At 45.3% G+C, this 17,660-nt stretch carries 18 protein-coding genes; 16 read left to right on the top strand and 2 right to left on the bottom strand.

The genetic code is table 11. The annotated features are described in order from the left end of the window. Window positions 1–13: 13 nt before the first annotated feature. From QT992_RS14870 to QT992_RS14860, 3 genes are all read left to right on the top strand, one after another. A complete protein-coding gene (locus QT992_RS14870; RefSeq protein WP_333341568.1) occupies window positions 14–595 on the top strand; it encodes a hypothetical protein in 582 nt (193 codons plus the stop codon). 389 nt (window positions 596–984) lie between these two features. Next, window positions 985–2,289 (top strand): RNA-guided endonuclease IscB, encoded by a 1,305-nt coding sequence (gene iscB / locus QT992_RS14865; protein WP_333341570.1) that lies wholly within the window; start codon window positions 985–987, stop codon window positions 2,287–2,289. 639 nt (window positions 2,290–2,928) lie between these two features. Beyond that, complete coding sequence (locus QT992_RS14860) at window positions 2,929–5,433, top strand: glycosyltransferase (RefSeq protein WP_333341572.1); 2,505 nt, start codon at window positions 2,929–2,931, stop codon at window positions 5,431–5,433. 213 nt (window positions 5,434–5,646) lie between these two features. On the opposite strand, the gene QT992_RS14855 is transcribed toward QT992_RS14860, so the two are convergent. Then, window positions 5,647–7,074, bottom strand: a complete 1,428-nt coding sequence (locus tag QT992_RS14855; RefSeq protein ID WP_333341574.1) for an ABC transporter substrate-binding protein — start codon at window positions 7,072–7,074, stop codon at window positions 5,647–5,649. A gap of 1,253 nt (window positions 7,075–8,327) precedes the next feature. On the opposite strand from QT992_RS14855, the gene QT992_RS14850 reads away from it, so the two are divergent. The 11 genes from QT992_RS14850 to QT992_RS14800 all read left to right on the top strand — a co-directional run bounded on the left by QT992_RS14850 (window position 8,328) and on the right by QT992_RS14800 (window position 14,509). Further along, window positions 8,328–9,239 (top strand): heme A synthase, encoded by a 912-nt coding sequence (locus QT992_RS14850; RefSeq protein WP_333321379.1) that lies wholly within the window; start codon window positions 8,328–8,330, stop codon window positions 9,237–9,239. Between the two features lie 301 nt (window positions 9,240–9,540). Beyond that, complete coding sequence (locus tag QT992_RS14845; protein ID WP_333321377.1) at window positions 9,541–10,518, top strand: heme o synthase; 978 nt, start codon at window positions 9,541–9,543, stop codon at window positions 10,516–10,518. Window positions 10,519–10,762: 244 nt separating this feature from the next. After that, window positions 10,763–10,996, top strand: coding sequence for a hypothetical protein (locus QT992_RS14840; RefSeq protein ID WP_333341576.1), 234 nt, complete (start codon window positions 10,763–10,765; stop codon window positions 10,994–10,996). A gap of 64 nt (window positions 10,997–11,060) precedes the next feature. Next, the gene (locus QT992_RS14835; RefSeq protein WP_333321374.1) at window positions 11,061–11,396 is read left to right on the top strand and encodes a DUF6883 domain-containing protein; all 336 of its coding nucleotides are present in this window, start codon (window positions 11,061–11,063) and stop codon (window positions 11,394–11,396) included. A gap of 10 nt (window positions 11,397–11,406) precedes the next feature. Continuing rightward, a complete protein-coding gene (locus QT992_RS14830) occupies window positions 11,407–11,646 on the top strand; it encodes a DUF4926 domain-containing protein (protein ID WP_333321372.1) in 240 nt (79 codons plus the stop codon). Between the two features lie 123 nt (window positions 11,647–11,769). Continuing rightward, a complete protein-coding gene (locus QT992_RS14825) occupies window positions 11,770–12,006 on the top strand; it encodes a DUF433 domain-containing protein (RefSeq protein ID WP_333297618.1) in 237 nt (78 codons plus the stop codon). Window positions 12,007–12,195: 189 nt separating this feature from the next. After that, entirely contained in the window at window positions 12,196–12,942 is a 747-nt protein-coding gene (locus QT992_RS14820; RefSeq protein ID WP_333082280.1) for a uracil-DNA glycosylase family protein, read from the top strand. Between the two features lie 144 nt (window positions 12,943–13,086). Further along, complete coding sequence (locus QT992_RS14815) at window positions 13,087–13,314, top strand: hypothetical protein (protein ID WP_333341579.1); 228 nt, start codon at window positions 13,087–13,089, stop codon at window positions 13,312–13,314. Window positions 13,315–13,401: 87 nt separating this feature from the next. Then, on the top strand, window positions 13,402–13,818 hold the full coding sequence (locus QT992_RS14810) for a hypothetical protein (protein WP_333321366.1): 417 nt from the start codon (window positions 13,402–13,404) through the stop codon (window positions 13,816–13,818). A gap of 14 nt (window positions 13,819–13,832) precedes the next feature. Beyond that, complete coding sequence (locus tag QT992_RS14805) at window positions 13,833–14,162, top strand: DUF433 domain-containing protein (RefSeq protein WP_333321365.1); 330 nt, start codon at window positions 13,833–13,835, stop codon at window positions 14,160–14,162. Beyond that, a complete protein-coding gene (locus QT992_RS14800) occupies window positions 14,159–14,509 on the top strand; it encodes a DUF5615 family PIN-like protein (protein WP_333281838.1) in 351 nt (116 codons plus the stop codon). The genes QT992_RS14805 and QT992_RS14800 overlap by 4 nt, the downstream gene beginning before the upstream one ends. A 203-nt stretch (window positions 14,510–14,712) precedes the next feature. Here the strand turns inward: QT992_RS14800 and QT992_RS14795 are convergent, their stop codons facing one another. After that, window positions 14,713–15,393, bottom strand: a complete 681-nt coding sequence (locus tag QT992_RS14795) for a DUF2834 domain-containing protein (RefSeq protein ID WP_333321364.1) — start codon at window positions 15,391–15,393, stop codon at window positions 14,713–14,715. Window positions 15,394–15,642: 249 nt separating this feature from the next. Between QT992_RS14795 and QT992_RS14790 the strand changes: the two genes are divergently transcribed. Together QT992_RS14790 and QT992_RS14785 are read left to right on the top strand one after the other, a co-directional pair. After that, on the top strand, window positions 15,643–16,806 hold the full coding sequence (locus QT992_RS14790) for a baeRF3 domain-containing protein (protein ID WP_333321363.1): 1,164 nt from the start codon (window positions 15,643–15,645) through the stop codon (window positions 16,804–16,806). Window positions 16,807–16,827: 21 nt separating this feature from the next. Beyond that, on the top strand, window positions 16,828–17,520 hold the full coding sequence (locus QT992_RS14785; RefSeq protein ID WP_333321362.1) for an SRPBCC family protein: 693 nt from the start codon (window positions 16,828–16,830) through the stop codon (window positions 17,518–17,520). The last annotated feature ends 140 nt before the right edge of the window (window positions 17,521–17,660 follow it).

Raw genomic sequence — 17,660 nt, 5'->3', positions numbered from 1 at the left:
TAGGTATTACATCATGGCTACCCAATCTGCTGATTCTGAATATTTTCGCGACTCTCAAACTCAGGCCCAGATGGAACTTCTCGCCACAATTGTTCAGACTGATGTTGCTTACCCCTGGAATCCTGCACAGCTTGAATCGGAATCTTATTTAACTGCCCTAGAGCAGGAATTTGCGCTATCTGATTCATTCAGCGACAGCGATATTGCCCTGAAGTCGCAAGTTTTATTTTCGCAATTAGAACAAGTTTGGCTGACGACTGCTCTGCAAAAGTCTTTGCGCGAGAAATTTGCTCGCGTGCCTCAAGATTTTCTGGCCAGCATCGCTCAAAGCGTTCAAAACGCAACTGTTAAGTATCAATCTTTAGCTGACCAAATGGTAGAGTGCGTCTTAGATATTTTGCCTCAGTGGGCTGAGGAAGATTTGCAGGTGTTGGCACGTCCTTTGGCTTATGCGATGCGAGATGTGGATTCGGAAGGGGGGGAATTGGTCATGGCGACTAAAAGACCTTGGGATCAATTGTCGGAAATAGAACAAGCCAGAGTTAGTTTGGCGGTCGCCCGCTATGCAATCTCGCAATTAGAAATTGCTGATTAGTTTTTTGATGGCTTTGTTTTTGTGCTGTGAGCGCGGTAATTTTTTTAAATTAATATAAAATTTATCTACCTTTAGTTAGATGTCAAATTCATCTAATTGCTAAATCCTAGGGATTGCTATAGTTTGATATAGCAATCCTATTTGATTTGTAGAGTAGCACCAATCCGTAGTATTTCGGCGTAATCCGAGGTATTGCAGCTACTCCAGACCACTCAAAGCGAGTAATCGTTATCTCTAAGCGTTTAAGTTCACACCTTGGGATTCGCTAGTTCCAAGCTCTGTAAGTAGATTGTTAAACATCCGAGATTGGTTAGAGGAAGTGCAATCTGCATAGTACCGAGAAGATAACAGGGTTGAAGCAAACTTTACTTTTAGGAAACAACGCCAAAATGTTGAAACCCAATTTCGTTTTTGTAATTGATGCTAAAAAGAAACCGCTTACACCGTGTAAGCCTTCTATGGCGAGACGTTTATTATCGATGGGTAGAGCATCTGTTTTTAGAAAATATCCGTTCAGCATCATTCTCAAAAAAGAGGTTGCAGATATTCCTAAAGCCGTCACAATTAAACTAGACCCCGGTTCTAAAACCACAGGGATTGCTCTTGTTCAAAACGACAAAGTAATCTTTGGTGCTGAGTTGACTCATCGCGGTCAAGCCATCAAAGCATCTTTAGAATCCCGTCGTTCTCTACGTCGGGGGAGGCGTTCTCGTCACACTCGCTATCGGCAAGCACGGTTTCTCAATCGCACCCGCCCTTCAGGTTGGTTGCCTCCAAGTTTGCAGCATCGCGTAGAAACTACTTTGACATGGGTGAATAAATTAATCAAATTTGCACCCATCAGTGAGATCGTTCAGGAGCTTGTCAGATTTGATTTACAACAACTTGAAAACCCAGAAATCTCAGGCATTCAGTATCAGCAAGGCATTTTATGTGGGTACGAAATCCGCGAGTATTTATTGAATAAATGGAACAGGAAATGCGCTTACTGCGACGTGACTGACACACCATTGCAAGTCGAACACATCCAGCCCAAAGCAAAAGGTGGCACAAATCGGATCTCCAATCTGTGCCTGGCTTGCGAGAAATGCAATCTCAAAAAAGGGACTCAGGATATTAGCGTTTTCTTAGCCAAAAAGCCAGATGTTCTGCGATCGGTTCTAGCTCAAGCAAAGCGCCCCTTAAAAGACGCGGCTGCGGTCAACTCAACCCGATGGGCATTGTTCAACCGACTCAAAGAAACGGGTATTCCTGTCTCGGAGGGTTCGGGTGGTCTGACCAAGTACAACCGCACTCGACTTAGCCTGCCTAAAACTCACTGGTTAGATGCGGCTTGTGTGGGTCAGATTGATTCCTTGGAGATGCTCGCCTTACAGCCCTTGCTGATTAAATCAACAGGACAAGGGAATCGACAGTCCACTAGAAACGATAAATACGGTTTTCCTTGTGCCAAGCCTAGACAGTCTTTTACTCATTGTAGGACTGGTGATATTGTTGCCATTCAGCTTCTAGAAGACCGCAAGCGATTCCAATCAGGACTTTACGTTGGACGGGTCAAGACTCCAACAGATAAAGGTGTTGAGATCAAGATCGGTAATTTTCGACTAAGTACAAAAGATCTGAGCAACGTCAAATTCTTGCACAAACAAGATGGCTATCAATATGCGTCAATCAACTCCGCTTTACTCCAATAAAGGCGTTTCTAGTAATTAGACAAGATATAGCCTTTCTCTGTAACATGAGGTGCACGCTTGATAAGCGGGCATAGGCCTCCGTGGGCATAGGCCTCCGTGGGCATACCTCACCAAGATTGAGAACTGGTGTAATTTTTTTTGAACTATAGCAAGCGCGCCCGACGTTTATGACTGAGATGTGGCAGAATTTTTAGTAAGATTTTTATGGGCGGCGTCGCAGAAACGGCCCCCAAGAAATATTTTTTATTATGGAACAGGCCGGAAAGCCTGTTACGGACATTGCTGAAATCCTTGCCGAATATTGCTTCTGACCGAAAGCATCCAGGATACAAGCCCCCCAATTTATCCGGGGGGTCAATGCTTCAATTCTAAAATCTAAAATCTAAAATCTAAAATCGATTGACTTCTCTCCTCGGTAACTAAAGCCTTCTTCCTTCTTCCTTCTGCTATATTTGGCCAGGTTTGGACTCGCTTAGCAGTTTGCCAACAGCAAGCAAGATGAATTATCATACAAGGGTCAGAATGTTAAAAAATGTAAATAGAGTAATTGGGGTGTGTCGGAATTTTCAACTGAAGTAAAAAGTGGACAGCAAGAAACCCTTACTGTGGCATGCACGATCGGGACTTTAAAATTATTTTATGACAACTTCAAGATTTGATTTTCAAGACTTGAAACGCCGCTTTGGGCGGATTTCGCGGGTGCCGACGGCAACGCTAGTCGTGTTGGGGGTGGTTGCTTTCGCAGGTGCGATCGCCGGGGCCTGGTTTGCCGGTGAAGGTACAGTCAGCGGTATTTTTGCCACAATCAACATTTGGCAGCAAAACCCGCCTGTGTGGCTGCAAGTGCCTGCTACGAGCAAGATGTATTTGTTAGTGCCGACTTTTGTGCTGGTTTCGGCCGCTTTAGCTGCAATTAAAATTTCGCCTCAACCGCAGAAATGGTCGCGCGCTGTAGTAGTTGCAATAATTCTAGCTTTAACCATTCGCTACGTTTTATGGCGATCGCTCGCTACTCTAAATTTAACCGATCCCCTCAACGGTATCTTTAGTTTAGGGCTGTTTTTCCTAGAAATGCTACTGGTTTTCAACACCAGTATTCAACTGTATTTAATGCTGAGAATGAAAGACCGGCGTCGAGAAGCCGATCGCATGGCAGTTGCAGTTGAAGCTGGAAACTTCACCCCGCCCGTAGATATTTTTATCCCAACTTACAACGAACCTGCTTTTATTTTACGGCGCACAGTAATCGGCTGTCAAGCTTTAGATTATCCCAACAAAAAAGTATATTTGCTCGACGATACCAAGCGGCATGAAATCAAGTTGCTGGCAAAAGAACTGGGATGCGAGTATATAACCAGACCCGATAATATTCACGCCAAAGCTGGAAACATCAATCATGCCACAGCCCTAACTAATGGAGAACTAATTGTAGTTTTCGATGCCGATTTTATTCCCACTAAAAACTTTTTAACTCGAACAGTTGGATTTTTTCAAAATCCCGAAATCGCCCTCGTTCAAACACCGCAAAGCTTTTACAACCACGACCCCATCTCCCGTAATTTAGGTTTAGAAAATGCGATCGCGCCGGAAGAAGAAATCTTTTACCGGCAAATTGAAATCATCAAAGACAGCGCCGACAGCGTAGTTTGTTGCGGTACATCTTTTGTAGTGAGGCGGAGTGCTTTAGAAACAGCGGGAGGCTTGGTCACAGATTCAATCTGCGAAGATTATTTTACCGGAATTCGGCTGTCAGCAACCGGATATCGCTTAGTTTATTTAGATGAAAAATTGAGTGCGGGTTTGGCGGCTGAAAATATAGAGGCTCATCTAAATCAAAGGCTACGCTGGGCGCGAGGCACGCTTCAGGCATTTTTTATTGATTCCAATCCTTTAACAATTCGCGGTCTTACATTCGTACAAAGGCTATCTCATTTGGAGGGATTGCTGCACTGGTTTACCAGTTTAACCAAGGTTTTATATCTGTTGATACCTTTAGCTTATTCATTTCTCGGCATAATTCCTTTGCGGGCAAGTGGGCCAGAATTGCTGTACTTTTTCCTGCCTTACTATTTGGTGCAACTTACTGTGTTTTCTTGGCTGAACTGCAGATCGGGATCGGCTTTGCTTTCCGATATTTATTCGTTCGTCCAGTGTATTCCTTTAGCGGTGACGGTAGTGAGTTCCATGCTGAATCCCTTTGGGAAAGGGTTTCAGGTGACGCCAAAAGGAATTGCGAGCGATCGCTTTCGTTTTAACTGGAATTTGGGATGGCCTTTGATTGTCTTGTTCGCAGCTACAGCAGTCAGTTTGTGGCACAGTTTAAACATTAATTTAGTGAAAAATGTTGGCACCGTACAGTCCATATCAGAAAGTGCACATTTGTTGTCAAAAGGAATGAGTTTGGGATGGGTGTGGAGCGCGTACAACCTGCTGATGATCGGGATTGCATTACTGATTTTGGTGGATATTCCTAAGCCGGACATTTACGAATGGTTCAATTTACGCAGGGTTGTACAATTAAATATTGGCGGTAAAAGTTTTTGGGGTATAACCACTGTAATTTCGGAAAGTGGCGCTGAAGTTGCTCTGACTCAGTGGCCAAGTTTTGCGGTGAAAGGTAAGGGTAGTAAAGAGAGTTTGACCCCAGCAGAGATTTTGCCAAAATATGCCGTTCAGACAAGTTTATGGCCGGGTAAAATAAAAGCGCTCTCTCGCAGTGCGGCAGTCAAAGCAAGGAGATCCTTAGCGCCGTCTTTTGTTGATTTGGGCACTGAGCGTCCTTGGGCCAAAGGTTTGATTGATTGCGATTCGGCGACTCTGAAAATTATGGAAGAGAACTGTTTTATTCCTGTGGCTAAGATTGAGTTGGTGAGCGATAAATCTCAGTTGGGGTCTAGTTTTCGGGATGGAAAAGACGGCAGTTTTGTGGAATTTCCCACTGTGCGAATTGCGTTCGATCGCCTCAACATTAGCCAGCACCGCTGTTTGATCGAAATGCTGTACTGTCGCCCGGGCCAGTGGCAGCGGCAGGAAACTCCCGGAGAATGGCGATCGCTGTGGCTGTTGTTGAGAATTGCTTTGAAACCGAGGGCTGTTTTTGAGAGGAATAGGGCAGTTAGGCCGATCGGAGTTTCGCAACTTTAGATCGAGTTTCCATGCCGGCCGGGTTTCACCAAACCTTTATCGCGCCAACAAACAATCCCATCAAGCTGCCCCCGCCAAGGAACAATGGTAGATTTTATAGCAACCGCCCAGACGGTTAGGACGTTGTTAATGGCTGACACGATTGATTTTATTGCTTCTTCCTTCTTCCTTCTTCCTTCTGCTATACATAGACAAATGACCCGAACTTGTTTTTTAATTAATCGGCACAAACTCGTAACCGTAACGGGTTCGATTTCCGGGTTTAACAGTTACTAACTGAACTGCTCGATTGCGATCGCCCGAAGGTAAAAATCGAATCGGGCCCGATGCTCCATTTGCCGAAAAATCTGACGCCGATAAAGCTTGTTGAATGCCTGTACGAGTCGGATTGCGCCCTAAACCGACAATTAACGCGATCGCCGCGTCGTAGGCTAAAGCTGTGCGCCAACTTACTTCAGCATTCCACAGTTGTTTGGATGTTTGGGGAAAGTTTGACTGCGGATCTGCGAGAATGTGCCAAGGAACAGCCAGCACCATATCTGTTGCTCCTGCGCCACCGATTTGCAGTGTTTTAGCAGTATAAGCACCGTCTCCTGCTAGTAACGGCAGCCGTTTGGCGTTTACTTGCACTACTTGCAAAGCTTGGTCGAGCGTGGCTGAATCGGATGCTAACATAATTACTTCTGCTCCTTGGGCGATCGCACTTTTAACGCTCTCGGCGGCATTAAAATTGCCCTTAGCAAAGTCAAATTCGGATACGATTTGTCCTCCATCGGCGTAATTAGCAGTGGTGAATTCATTTTTTAAAGATTTGCTATAACTGCTGGCAGAATTGAAAAATACAGCAGCTTTTTGCTTTTGCAATTTTCCCAGCATATAGCGGGAAAGAGCATTCGCCGCAAATCGATCGCTCGGCACTGTCCTAAATATATTGCTGCCAATTCCTGAGAGTTGCACAGAGGTACTGATGGGAGAAATTGCTACTAATTGATTTTGCTGGTAAATCTTGCTGGCTGCTAGCGTTGCGTCAGAACTAAAATGCCCGATCACTCCTAAAACTTCAGAGTTATTTGCGAGCGCGCTGGCAATTTGCGAGGCAATCTCTGGGTTGTTGTCGTCGTTAGCAATTAGCACTTTTAATGGAGTACCGCTAATGCCGCCGCTTTGGTTGATTTCATTTTGAGCTTGAGCGACTCCCCGCAGAATTTCTAGAGCAGCATTGATATCGCCGCCAATGGGAACTGCGGCGGCAAGTGTGTAGGATTTCTGAGCGCCGATGCGGGCGTTGTTGAGGTAAATTAGTGCTTCGGGATCGTTGCGATTCGTTTTCAGCGAAGCTTGTAAGTCGGAAATAGCTGCGTTATAGTTGCCAGATGCGATCGCCTGTACTGCTGCTTGCTTGGTTGTTGTTGCTTGCTCTGGAATTAACAGTTTGTTCCCCGCACTCAGACGCTGCCCAATTGCCTGCTCTGACTGCGGCGAATTCCCCGTCGGAGACTGGGAAAATGTCGGATTTGGGGGTGATGAACCTCCGAGATTGATGCCGCCTCGGCTTGTCAGCCACCAAATACCTGCACCGGCTAGCCCGATCGTAATTAGGAGCGATAATACCAGAACAACGGTTTCATTTTTTTGGGACATGGCGGCAGAATTTTAGATTTTAGGTTTTAGATTCAAAGAAGGAAGGAAGTTCGGCCACGAGCAATGTACCGGATGTAACGCATTTAATAATAAGTTTTCCTTAATTTAATAATGAATGCACCAATTATTCTACTTGTGCTACTGGAGATAGATGATTTTTCGCTGACATATACATATATTTTAGCGCTTGGTAATTTATTTCAACTTGATATTCTACAATCTAACTGCGTAGCAGCTTTGATCCAGTGACGTTAACTGTGAAACCTGCGGATTGTCCCGTATCTGAGGGTTTGGCTTCTTCGCCCTATTTGGCGCTGCTGGGGGTGGAAGCCATTTCGGGTGTGATTTCTGGTGCTGTTTGAGGTACCGTGTCTCCTGAGTCTGCGATCGGCGGGCGTGCGATCGGGGTATTGTACAATTTGAGGATGATTCTTGTGGGGAATAGGGGTTAGCGTCCCGCCTGGTGTGAAAATACACCCCTTCGGGCCAAGAGATCCCATCCCACAAAACAATCAAAATCATCCCGCTATTATGCAACGCCATAAATAGGGCTGTGGCGATTGCGATCGTCACGTTAAAACAGCCTCTACCATCGGTGCTTATTCTGAGGCTTGCTGTGGCATCAGGTGGTTGTTTTGACTGTACCACAAGCTGATTGCTGCGATCGCTATGCCGTCATCTAGGACCACCAGGGAACCCGGTATTTTCCCTGTTTCTTTTTCCCTCCTTGAACAGCTTGCTCGCGGCTACGAAGCCTGGAGTAAAGAGTGGCTGGCTTAGAGCTTGCTTAACTTGTTGACTGCCGTTTTATTTGCGGTCATACTTCCTACTAAGGTAGAACAATCAGCTACATTTAGTTTGTTGCGAATCCTACTTTATAGGTTTTTTTATGTTGTTTAGCTTTTTGTAAACATTTTTGAGCGGTTCATATCACAATTTTTTAATAAATTCTTTTTCTTAATTATATCTTTATTTTTTTGCCCAACCTAGACAGTGGGGGAGTTTTAAATTATCCAGGAGCGGGAAAAGATTAAAGTTTTTTTAAGTTTGACAAAATAAAGGACATCTTTTGTAATATAAAGAAGAAAGTTGAAAAAATTATAAAGACAAACTAATTGGATAAAAGTGTCGCTAAGGTAGTAAAAATGACGGTTGGTCAGAGAAAAAGAGTGTTAAGCTAGGCTAAGCTCAGCCAAAGCAAAACCTCGATATTTAATTAAGTTCGATCGATAACAAAGGCTAAGGTAAAGTTCATGGCAAACTCAGTTTTAAATCAGCCAAACGCAGCAGGAGTGCAGTGGCAGCCAAAAGATATTATCCGCAGCCTAGTGTGGAAAATTGCGATCGCAACCTGGCTGTTAATGGCTGTAGGCAGCGCCACGCGGGTGATGAATGCGGGGCTCGCTTGCCCCGACTGGCCGCTGTGCTACGGTCAATTAATACCCGCAGCGCAAATGAATTTGCAGGTATTTCTGGAGTGGTTTCACCGGTTGGACGCAGCGGCAATTGGCTTGAGCGCGATCGCACTTTTAGGACTATCTTTGTTTTACCGCAGCCGCCTGCCCAAATGGCTGCCTTGGGCGAGCGCCGGAGCACTATTTTTAATCGTTTTTCAGGGCGTATTGGGCGGCTTGACAGTAACACAACTGCTGAGATTTGACATCGTTACGGCTCACTTGGGAACCGCTTTACTGTTTTTTGGCGCCCTGCTAGTCATCGGTTTCATGCTGACTCCCTACGAAGCTACAGGCAATACGGGCAAATTAGCTTGGGTAAGTTCGATCGCAGCATTGTTAGTTTACCTGCAAAGTTTGCTAGGCGCATTGGTAGGCTCTAGATGGGCACTGCACCAATGTTTGGACTCCTCAGAATTGTGCTCGGTAATGAACAGCCACATCGCCGGTATCGTACCAGCTACAGCAGCGACTTTAGCCGTAGCAGTCATGGCTTGGCGGCAGCCTGCACTGAGTCCAAATTTGCGAAAACTGGCTAATTGGGCGAGTGTTTGCCTCATTGCTCAATTAGTTCTGGGATTAGCAACTTTCCGGCTGCACCTTCAGGTAGAACCGCTGACAGTCGCCCACCAAGCAGTCGGTGCTGCTTTGCTGGGAACCCTGATAGCTTTTAGTGTTTTAGCTTGGCGCGATCGAGTTGTATCAGCTTGAGAGTAATATTATGTCCGGTAGCATCGTTATTATATAGTGCAAGGTCTTGTAGGGGCGGATTCACCATGATTCTCGATCTAAAAGCCAACAGTTTCATAAACCCGCCCCGCCCATACAAGCACGAATCAACCGGACATGATATAGAACGCAGATTTATCTATTCCTTGAGTAAGAGAGGGCTGATTTATCCCTCGGTGGGGGCGGGTTTATTAATCCTTTTAGCTACAGCAAATATCTCTCGTAAAACCCGCCCCTACGAACCAATGACAAATGACAACTAACAACTAACAACTAATAACCGATGCAAGAAGTTCTTACCAACGACAGCCCCCGCCTCCACGAAAACTTTTCGCAAGTCGTGAAAAGTTACTATCAACTAACAAAACCCAGAATTATTTTACTGCTGCTAATCACCACCTCAGCAGGAATGTGGATGGCGGCCAAAGGAGAAGTCGATCCGCTATTGCTGGTATCAACTATTACCGGAGGCGCTTTAGCTTCTGCGTCGGCGAATACGATTAATTGTGTCTACGACAGCGACATCGATTATATTATGGAGCGCACCCGGTGGCGGCCGATTCCTTCCGGGCGTGTGAAGAAGCGCGATGCTTTGATATTTGCGATCGCCCTAGCTACAATATCCTTTACATTGCTGACAGTTGTTGCCAACTTATTAGCCGCATTGCTAGCAATGTCAGGCATCCTTTTCTATGTCCTAATTTACACCCACTGGCTGAAGCGTCACAGCGTGCAAAACATTGTCATCGGCGGTGCAGCCGGGGCGATTCCCCCGCTAGTTGGGTGGGCTGCGGTTACGGGAGATTTGAGTTGGGGTGCGTGGCTGCTGTTTGGGATTATATTCCTGTGGACACCGCCGCATTTTTGGGCATTAGCAATGATGATTCGCGACGAATACAAGGAAGTAGGGGTGCCCATGTTACCGGTAATTGAGGGCGACGAAGAGACAGCCCGCCAAATTTGGATTTACACGCTATTGATGATTCCTGCAACTTTGCTGCTAGTTTATCCCCTGAATTTAGCGGGCGCGGTGTATGCGGGAACAGCTATTTTCCTCGGTGCTATTTTTGCCCAAAAAGCTTGGTTGCTGTTGCAGACTCCAGAGGATAAGATTGTGGCGCGATCGCTCTTCAAATACTCTATTCTGTACCTGATGCTATTGTGCGCCGGAATAGTCGTTGACAGTTTGCCTGTGACTCATAATTTGACTACTGCTGTTGTACAAAATGTGCAAACTTTGATTAGTGCGGTTGTAATGTAGTAATCAGTTAAATTGCCATGATTAAAATGAAGCCCGCATCTTGCGGGTTTTGTTTATGGTAAAATAGCAATAGTCATTCTTCCATCTGCGTAAATCTGCGTAAATCTGCTTTAATCTGCGGTAAAAAAAAGAGCGAAAGAACATGACAGAAACCATTTAGCTAAATATAAAATCACATTCCAGCTACTTTGAGCATCTTGAATAAATATACTAAGTGTAAAATTAAAATAGGAGGAAAGTTCTGATGGCTGAAAATACTGTGAAAGTAGACATCTCATTTCAATCACTGCTGGAAGCTATTTCGTCACTGGGAATTGCTGAAAGATACAAGATATGGGAATTTTTGGAAGCTGAATTATTCCCGAATGAGGACGATTCTCCAGAAGACCTTGCCGAAATTGAAGCGGCCCGTGCTGACTACAAAGCTGGAGATTACACGACTTTCGATCGATATATGGCCGGGCGGGCAAATTGCTGAGGCAAGTTAATGCGGTTTCTGGCAAATGAAAACTTTCTACCAAGTGACTTAACCATTTCGACAGATGAAACTACCCAACGGAGATAAGGCACTACTTGGTGACAAGCTTGAGCGATACTCACTAAATATGCAGCATCCCAAAGGAAAAGATAAAGCCATCCTATTTAGAAATAGATTGGGAATTACACTAGAAAACAAAGCTATTTTAGAAGCGGCTATATTAGAATCTGCGGTCAATCAGGATGCAGAAATTTATAAAAGTGACAACTATGGAACCCAGTATGATATCAAATTTTTCATGACTACGGAAACAGGAAGCTCTTGGGTGCTGTCATGTTGGATGATTCGCACCCATGAAGACTTTCCCAGGTTAACTAATACCTATCCTGTCAATAAGTGAGGATACTGTGATGACGTTACACGAGTATGATGTTGTTGCCTTGACCGAAGAAATTCAGGCAATCCATAAAGACACCTCTCAGCCCATTTTGCTCCGGCCCGGACAAGTTGGCACTATTCTGATGAGCTTTGAGGATCGTGCTTATCTAGTAGATTTTGCGGATGCTCAAGGTAATACCTATGCAATGGAAACCATTCCCTCAGAGAAACTCATGGAACTCGTTTATGAGCCACTTCCTGCCTACGCCTAACGCACAAATAATACTTTACACAGTATTGAGTTGGAAGTGGCGATCGCAGAATTATATCGCGGCGTGAGTTTCGGGCGATAAATGAAGTAAGCTAAAGACAAAGATTTTAAACAATTTTAAGCAATGCCAGCATCCGTTGCTTATCTGTTTGACAGAATCACAGTGAACCCAAGACAATGTGGCGGTCGTCCCTGCATCCGGGGAATGCGGATTCGAGTCATCGATATCCTAGAGTTGCTGGCTGCGGGTGAGCAAATTTTTAAGTTTATCGAAGAATTTCCAGACTTGGAAATTGACTATATTAAAGCTACGCTTCTGTATGCAGTCCGCAAGCTCGATCGTCCTGTTTTAGCCGCATGACAATTTGGTTGAATTTTCATCGAACGGCAGCAATTGCTATGTGAATTAGTGCCACTTTTGGTGACATACATCAGCGATCGATCGGCGGTATTTTTCTCTTCTATTGGGTATTGTACCGCAACTGCGATACAATTATAAGTTCGACTGCTAGATTTTCGTAAACTCGTAATCAGTTGATATATTTCGGGAATGTCTGAAAAAACTCTGCTAAGTGAAATTGTTCATTGTCCCCATGCACGAGAGTGTCAAGAAGATCTTTCTGTTGAAAATCCATGTCGTACAATTGTTGACTCTCAAAATGCAATTGGGTTAGAAAAATTTCAAGTGCCTGAACCTTGGAGTGGACAGATAGAGCAAGCACCCATTCTCTTCCTGAGTTCAAATCCATCAATTGGCTCTGATGAAGATTACCCAACTTGGGATTGGTCATGTAGCGAAGTACACGATTATTTCAATTACCGTTTTGGAGGAGGACGTAAGCACTGGATCGTTGATGGTACAAAATCCTTGCTAAAAGACGGGAAATATAGTCGCTCTACTCGATTTTGGGCAGCGGTTAGACAACGTGCGATTGAGCTACTTCAACGGAACGTTAGTCCAGGCATTGATTATGCGCTTACCGAGATAGTGCATTGTAAGTCTCGTGCCGAAACTGGTGTAGAAGAAGCACAGGAGCAATGTGTGGAAGCCTACTTGTTGAGAGTTTTAGAACTAGCAAGAGCAAAAGTGATAGTGGTACTGGGGGCACGCGCAAAGCAAGTGATTCAAAGCCAATTCAATATCTCTACAGCAAATTCAATATCCGAGTTCGTTGAGATAGGGAATCGTGAAAGATTTTTTGCTTTTCTCCCCCATCCAAATGCTCGGACCCACCGTTCTTTTGCTAAGTGTTTACAGGGTGATGAACTTGAAAAGTTACGCGCTTTTTTGCGGTAGCATCAAAATACGGCAAGAGATGCGCGCACTCGAACAACGCCAATGCACCCGACCGTCGAGATCCTGTCGGTGGCAGTCTGAGGTAATTTGCGGCGGGTGATTGGCAACGTTAGACCGCTAAATCTGAGTTGGGTAGTGGCTTGAATGTATCTATCAAATTCCAACCCAAAGGTGAATGTCATGCAAGCTAAACTTCAAGAACAACTTTCTCCTGATGCCGAAGTTATTTTGGGACGTTTGCCAGAACGAATTAAAGCTGTTCTAATTGCGCGTGCTGCGAAGATTGAAGATCCGATCGCCATTTCGATCGCCAATTTTCTCGACACAGAAGCATTAGGTTTCGTAGATTGCAAACCAGGACGCGGACAGTAAAATCGAGAAGTCCCAGGCGATGAAGTTTTTGATAAGGTGAAAGCCCGATCGCTAAAATGATGAATAGATGTTGCTGCCAAGATAACCATGACCACCATCACCCTCAACCTCTCTCCCGAACTCGAACAGCAGATCCGCACTGAAGCATCTCGACAGGGCGTTGAACCCGATCGTTACATCCTCAACACCCTGCAAGAACGCCTCCAGCCTAGACTTCCAACCACCCAACCTACTGAAGCCGACTTGCTGCAACAAATTAACATCGGCTTTAGTGCACAAACCTGGGAAGAATACCATGCCCTCATCGCCAAGCGTCATGCCGAAACCCTGACTCCCGAAGAACACAAGCAACTGATCCAAATGAGCTCGCGCCTTGAAAAACTCAACGTTACCCGCATTCAAGCCTTAATTCAACTCGCCACCTTCCGCAACCAACCTCTGACAGAGCTCATGCAAACCCTGGGCTGCCTGCGGGTTCTTCCGTCTATGATAATAAGTAGTTAGAATCAAAAAAATGTATGCCAGTTGTAGCAGTTAAAACTTACATAGAGTATCGGAATGATGCCTATTGGGTTGAAGGAACTCGGATTTCTCTTGACTCGATCGCCTATGCTTTCCAACAAGGATTATCGCCCGAAACTATTGTTCAGTCTTTCCCACTACTGACACTGGAACAGGTTTATGGGGCAATCGCCTTTTATCTAGCCAACCGCGCTGAAATCGACGCTTACTTAGCCGCCGAAGAAGCTGCATTTGATGCCATGCCTCAACCTCTACAAACCAGCGATCCAGCTTTGTACAACAAACTGATTGCAGCTAAAGCAGCAACACAGCAGGTGCAATCGTGAATGTGCGCTATCAAGCTGATGCTGACTTAAATCAGGCGATCGTCACAGGATTACTGCGACGAGAATCTACAATCGACTTTCAAACTGCTTTTGCTGCTGGGTTAGAAGGCGTTAAAGATTTAGAAGTGCTGGCAATTGCAGCACAGCAAAGACGTGTTCTTGTCAGCCACGATCGCAAAACAATGCCATCGGAATTTGCTGAGTTCATTACTACTAATCAGAGTGCTGGAGTCATTATTGTTTCCCGAAAAATACCGATGGAAGTTGTCATCGAAGAACTACTCTTGATTTGGGCAGCATCTAGTGCAGAGGAATGGGTCGATCGTATTGCTAAGCTACCCCTTTGATGCACACTAAAATGGATATTGAAAGCGTTAAGCTAGAAACAGACAACAGAGAGCCAACCTACGCAAAAGGTTAATATCAATGGTTGCGATCGCCCAAAAAACCCTTTCCTTCGAGGAATTTCTCAACTGGGATGACGACTCCGGCAGGTTATTTGAGCTAGTCAATAAAGTACATCTTGAACACTACCAAATTTTTCAATGTTTCAACTTCGGGCTGTTAGCGGGAAAGTGGCGATTTCTGTTGCAGATTCTGGCAGAGGGGGGCGCAGACAAAGATAAGCTAGCGGCCCTAACAGCGGAACTAGAGAGACTGCCCAAAAAATGCGATCGTCCGAGAGTCCACGGCGTGCCATGTCGTCCCCCAAAAGTGAGGGAAATATTACAGCCATCAAGCAACAATCCCAAGTTATTAAATGCACAAAAGGAATTGACTGCCACTGCTTGACAAAATCTCCCCAATCTCCATTTAACCAAGCCCAAGCTAACAGCCAGATAGTAGTTAGTAAAAGTACAATGCCTGTCCAGCGGGAGTCTGATATTTTGATCAACATATCTTTGCGGCCGGAAAATTCTTGCTGGGGCTGGCGGAGGAGTAAGTAGGGAATTAAGCCGATGATGCCGGCGCCGTTGGAAGCGATGAAAGCAGGCCCAGCGGATATATTTTGGGTTCTCTCATCAATGAATAGGAAGCAAGCGTAGACCATCGGCCACACTCCCATGAGAGCGAATATAGTGACAAGGTAGGGGTTGATTCCTTCTAGCTGGAATTTGAGCATTTTTTCAATAACTGTTAGCGTTCCGGGCTGATCGAGAGGAGCTAGCAGCAAGGTGTAGGCAATAAATGTTGCCCACAGCAACCCCAGAAACAGTTTTGTTTTCATCATATATAACGAGTAGTGGAAGCCGACTAAAGTAAATTATGGTAAAGTAGCCGCCGAGTTAGCGCCGTCTATCTTAGGTAATAAGCAGTTCGATTGGAACAGCGGCGGGAAACCCCGTTTTAGTTCGGGGATGAAATGCTCTACAGCAGCCGATCATTACTTTAGGCAGACGCAGGGGCCATGTCAGGAGAGATACATTTTAAAGAATCGGTTGTTTTTATTACAAAACCCCTTAGAAAAGGAGTTTCAGCGGTGAACGTAATATCTGTAGACGAACTCAAAGCGCTGGTACAACAATCTTCTGGATTGTGCGTCTCAATTTATATGCCAGTCGCTCAAGGAACAGAAATTCAACAAAACCCGATTCGGTTCAAAAATTTAATCAGAGAGGCTGAAGACAAAATTGTAGAGTACGGATTTGACAAAAAAGAAGCTGCCCAATTGCTAGAGCCAGTCCGAGCAGAAATTGACCAGGAAAAATTTTGGGAAAATCAAAGCAACCTGCTGGCGATTTTTGTCGGTTCGGGATTTTTCCGCTACTATACCTGTCCGGTGAATTTTGACGAATTAGTTGTTGTGAGCGACAATTTTCACGTCAAACCGCTGATGCCTATGCTGACAGGAGATAATTTATTTTATGTTTTAGCTCTCAGTCAGAAGGAAGTGAGGCTGATTGAGTGTACGCCTTACAGTGCTAGGGAAGTTGAAGTTGAAAACTTGCCGAAAAGCCTTGAGGAGGCTCTGCAATATGACCCGACTGCTAAAGATGGTCAGTTTCGGATTGCTACTTCAAAAGGAGGCACTAATAATTCTTTTCAGCAGCCGGGAAGTTTTCACGGTCAAGGAAGTCCAGATCGAGATGAGCCCCAGCAGGAAATTTTGCAGTATTTCCACATAATTGATGGGGCGCTGCACAAATATTTGCACAATAAAAAAGCTCCTTTAGTGTTAGCTGGAGTTGAGTATTTGCTCCCGCTTTACCGAGAAGCTAATACCTACCCGCATTTATTTGAAGAAGGGATTACAGGCAATCAGAAACTTCTCAAGCCGGAAGAGTTGCGGGCCGAAGCTTGGCCGCTGGTGGAACCTTTGTTTTTGCAGGCTCAGTCAGAGGCGATCGCACAATACCACGATCTGACAGGAAGCGATAAAATTTCTGCTGATTTGAAAGAAGCTGTTTCGGCTGCTTATTTTGGACGGGTCGATCGACTATTTGTTGCTCTTGGCGTTCAGCAGTGGGGTACTTTTAATCCCGATACGAACGCGGTGCAAATCCACCCAGAAGCAGAATTGGGTGACGAAGATTTGTTGAATGCGGCAGCAATTCAAACTATTCTCAACGGCGGAACTGTTTACGCTATGCCGCCGGAACAAGTGCCGAACGAGGCACCTTTAGCTGCTATTTTTCGCTATTAATTTACCAGCAGGTTTAAACCAATGGAATCTACTTCAAGCACAAATTCCGACAAACAAAACCAAAGTAGCAGCGGCGATACCGAACGCTGGGCATCTTTAATTGGGGGCGGGGCGCTGGTGCTTTTTGGTTTGTCACAGCGTTCTTTGAGAGGTGCTTTGCTGGCGGTTGCGGGGGGCGGTTTAGCTGCTCGCGGGCTGGGGGTTGTGGAGGGTTTGCAGTCGGCTGCCGATCCGAATCAAAGCATTAAAGTTGAAAAGACGGTGACGATCGACAAACCGGCTGATGAATTGTACCGTTTATGGCGCAATTTTGAAAATTTACCTCGGTTTATGAAGCATCTCAAACACGTTACGGTAATAGATGAAACACGTTCTCACTGGATTGCTAGCGCGCCGATGGGCAATAGTGTGGAATGGGATGCAGAGATTGTCCGCGAAGAAGAAAATCGCTTAATTGCTTGGGCGTCGGTGGAAGGAGCTGATGTTGACAATTCGGGTTTTGTGCGCTTTCAACCGGCATCTGCAGGACGCGGTACTGAGGTAAAAGTTGTCATCGAATACAACCCTCCGGGCGGTGCAATTGGTGCTGGCGCTGCTAAACTATTTGGCGAAGCTCCCGAACAGCAAATTGCCAATGATTTACGTCGCTTTAAGCAGTTGATGGAAGCTGGGGAAATAGCGACTACGGAAGGTCAATCTTCTGGCCGCAAGTAAGTATAGCATTTTTGGTGGTAAGCCCTTGTAGGGACACGGCGAGTGTAGGGACTTAGGCCAAGCCCATAGGTGTTCAACTTAAGCTTTTTGTCCACCAGTCCTCCCGCCCACCCGTTAGTCCGCCAGGGAATGAATTCCCT

It is taken from the genome of Microcoleus sp. T3_D1, assembly GCF_036700405.1.
In the GTDB taxonomy this organism is placed as follows: Bacteria; Cyanobacteriota; Cyanobacteriia; order Cyanobacteriales; family Microcoleaceae; genus Microcoleus.
The sequence above is the reverse complement of the archived record's forward strand: the minus strand, read 5'-3'. Positions and strand labels throughout refer to the sequence as shown.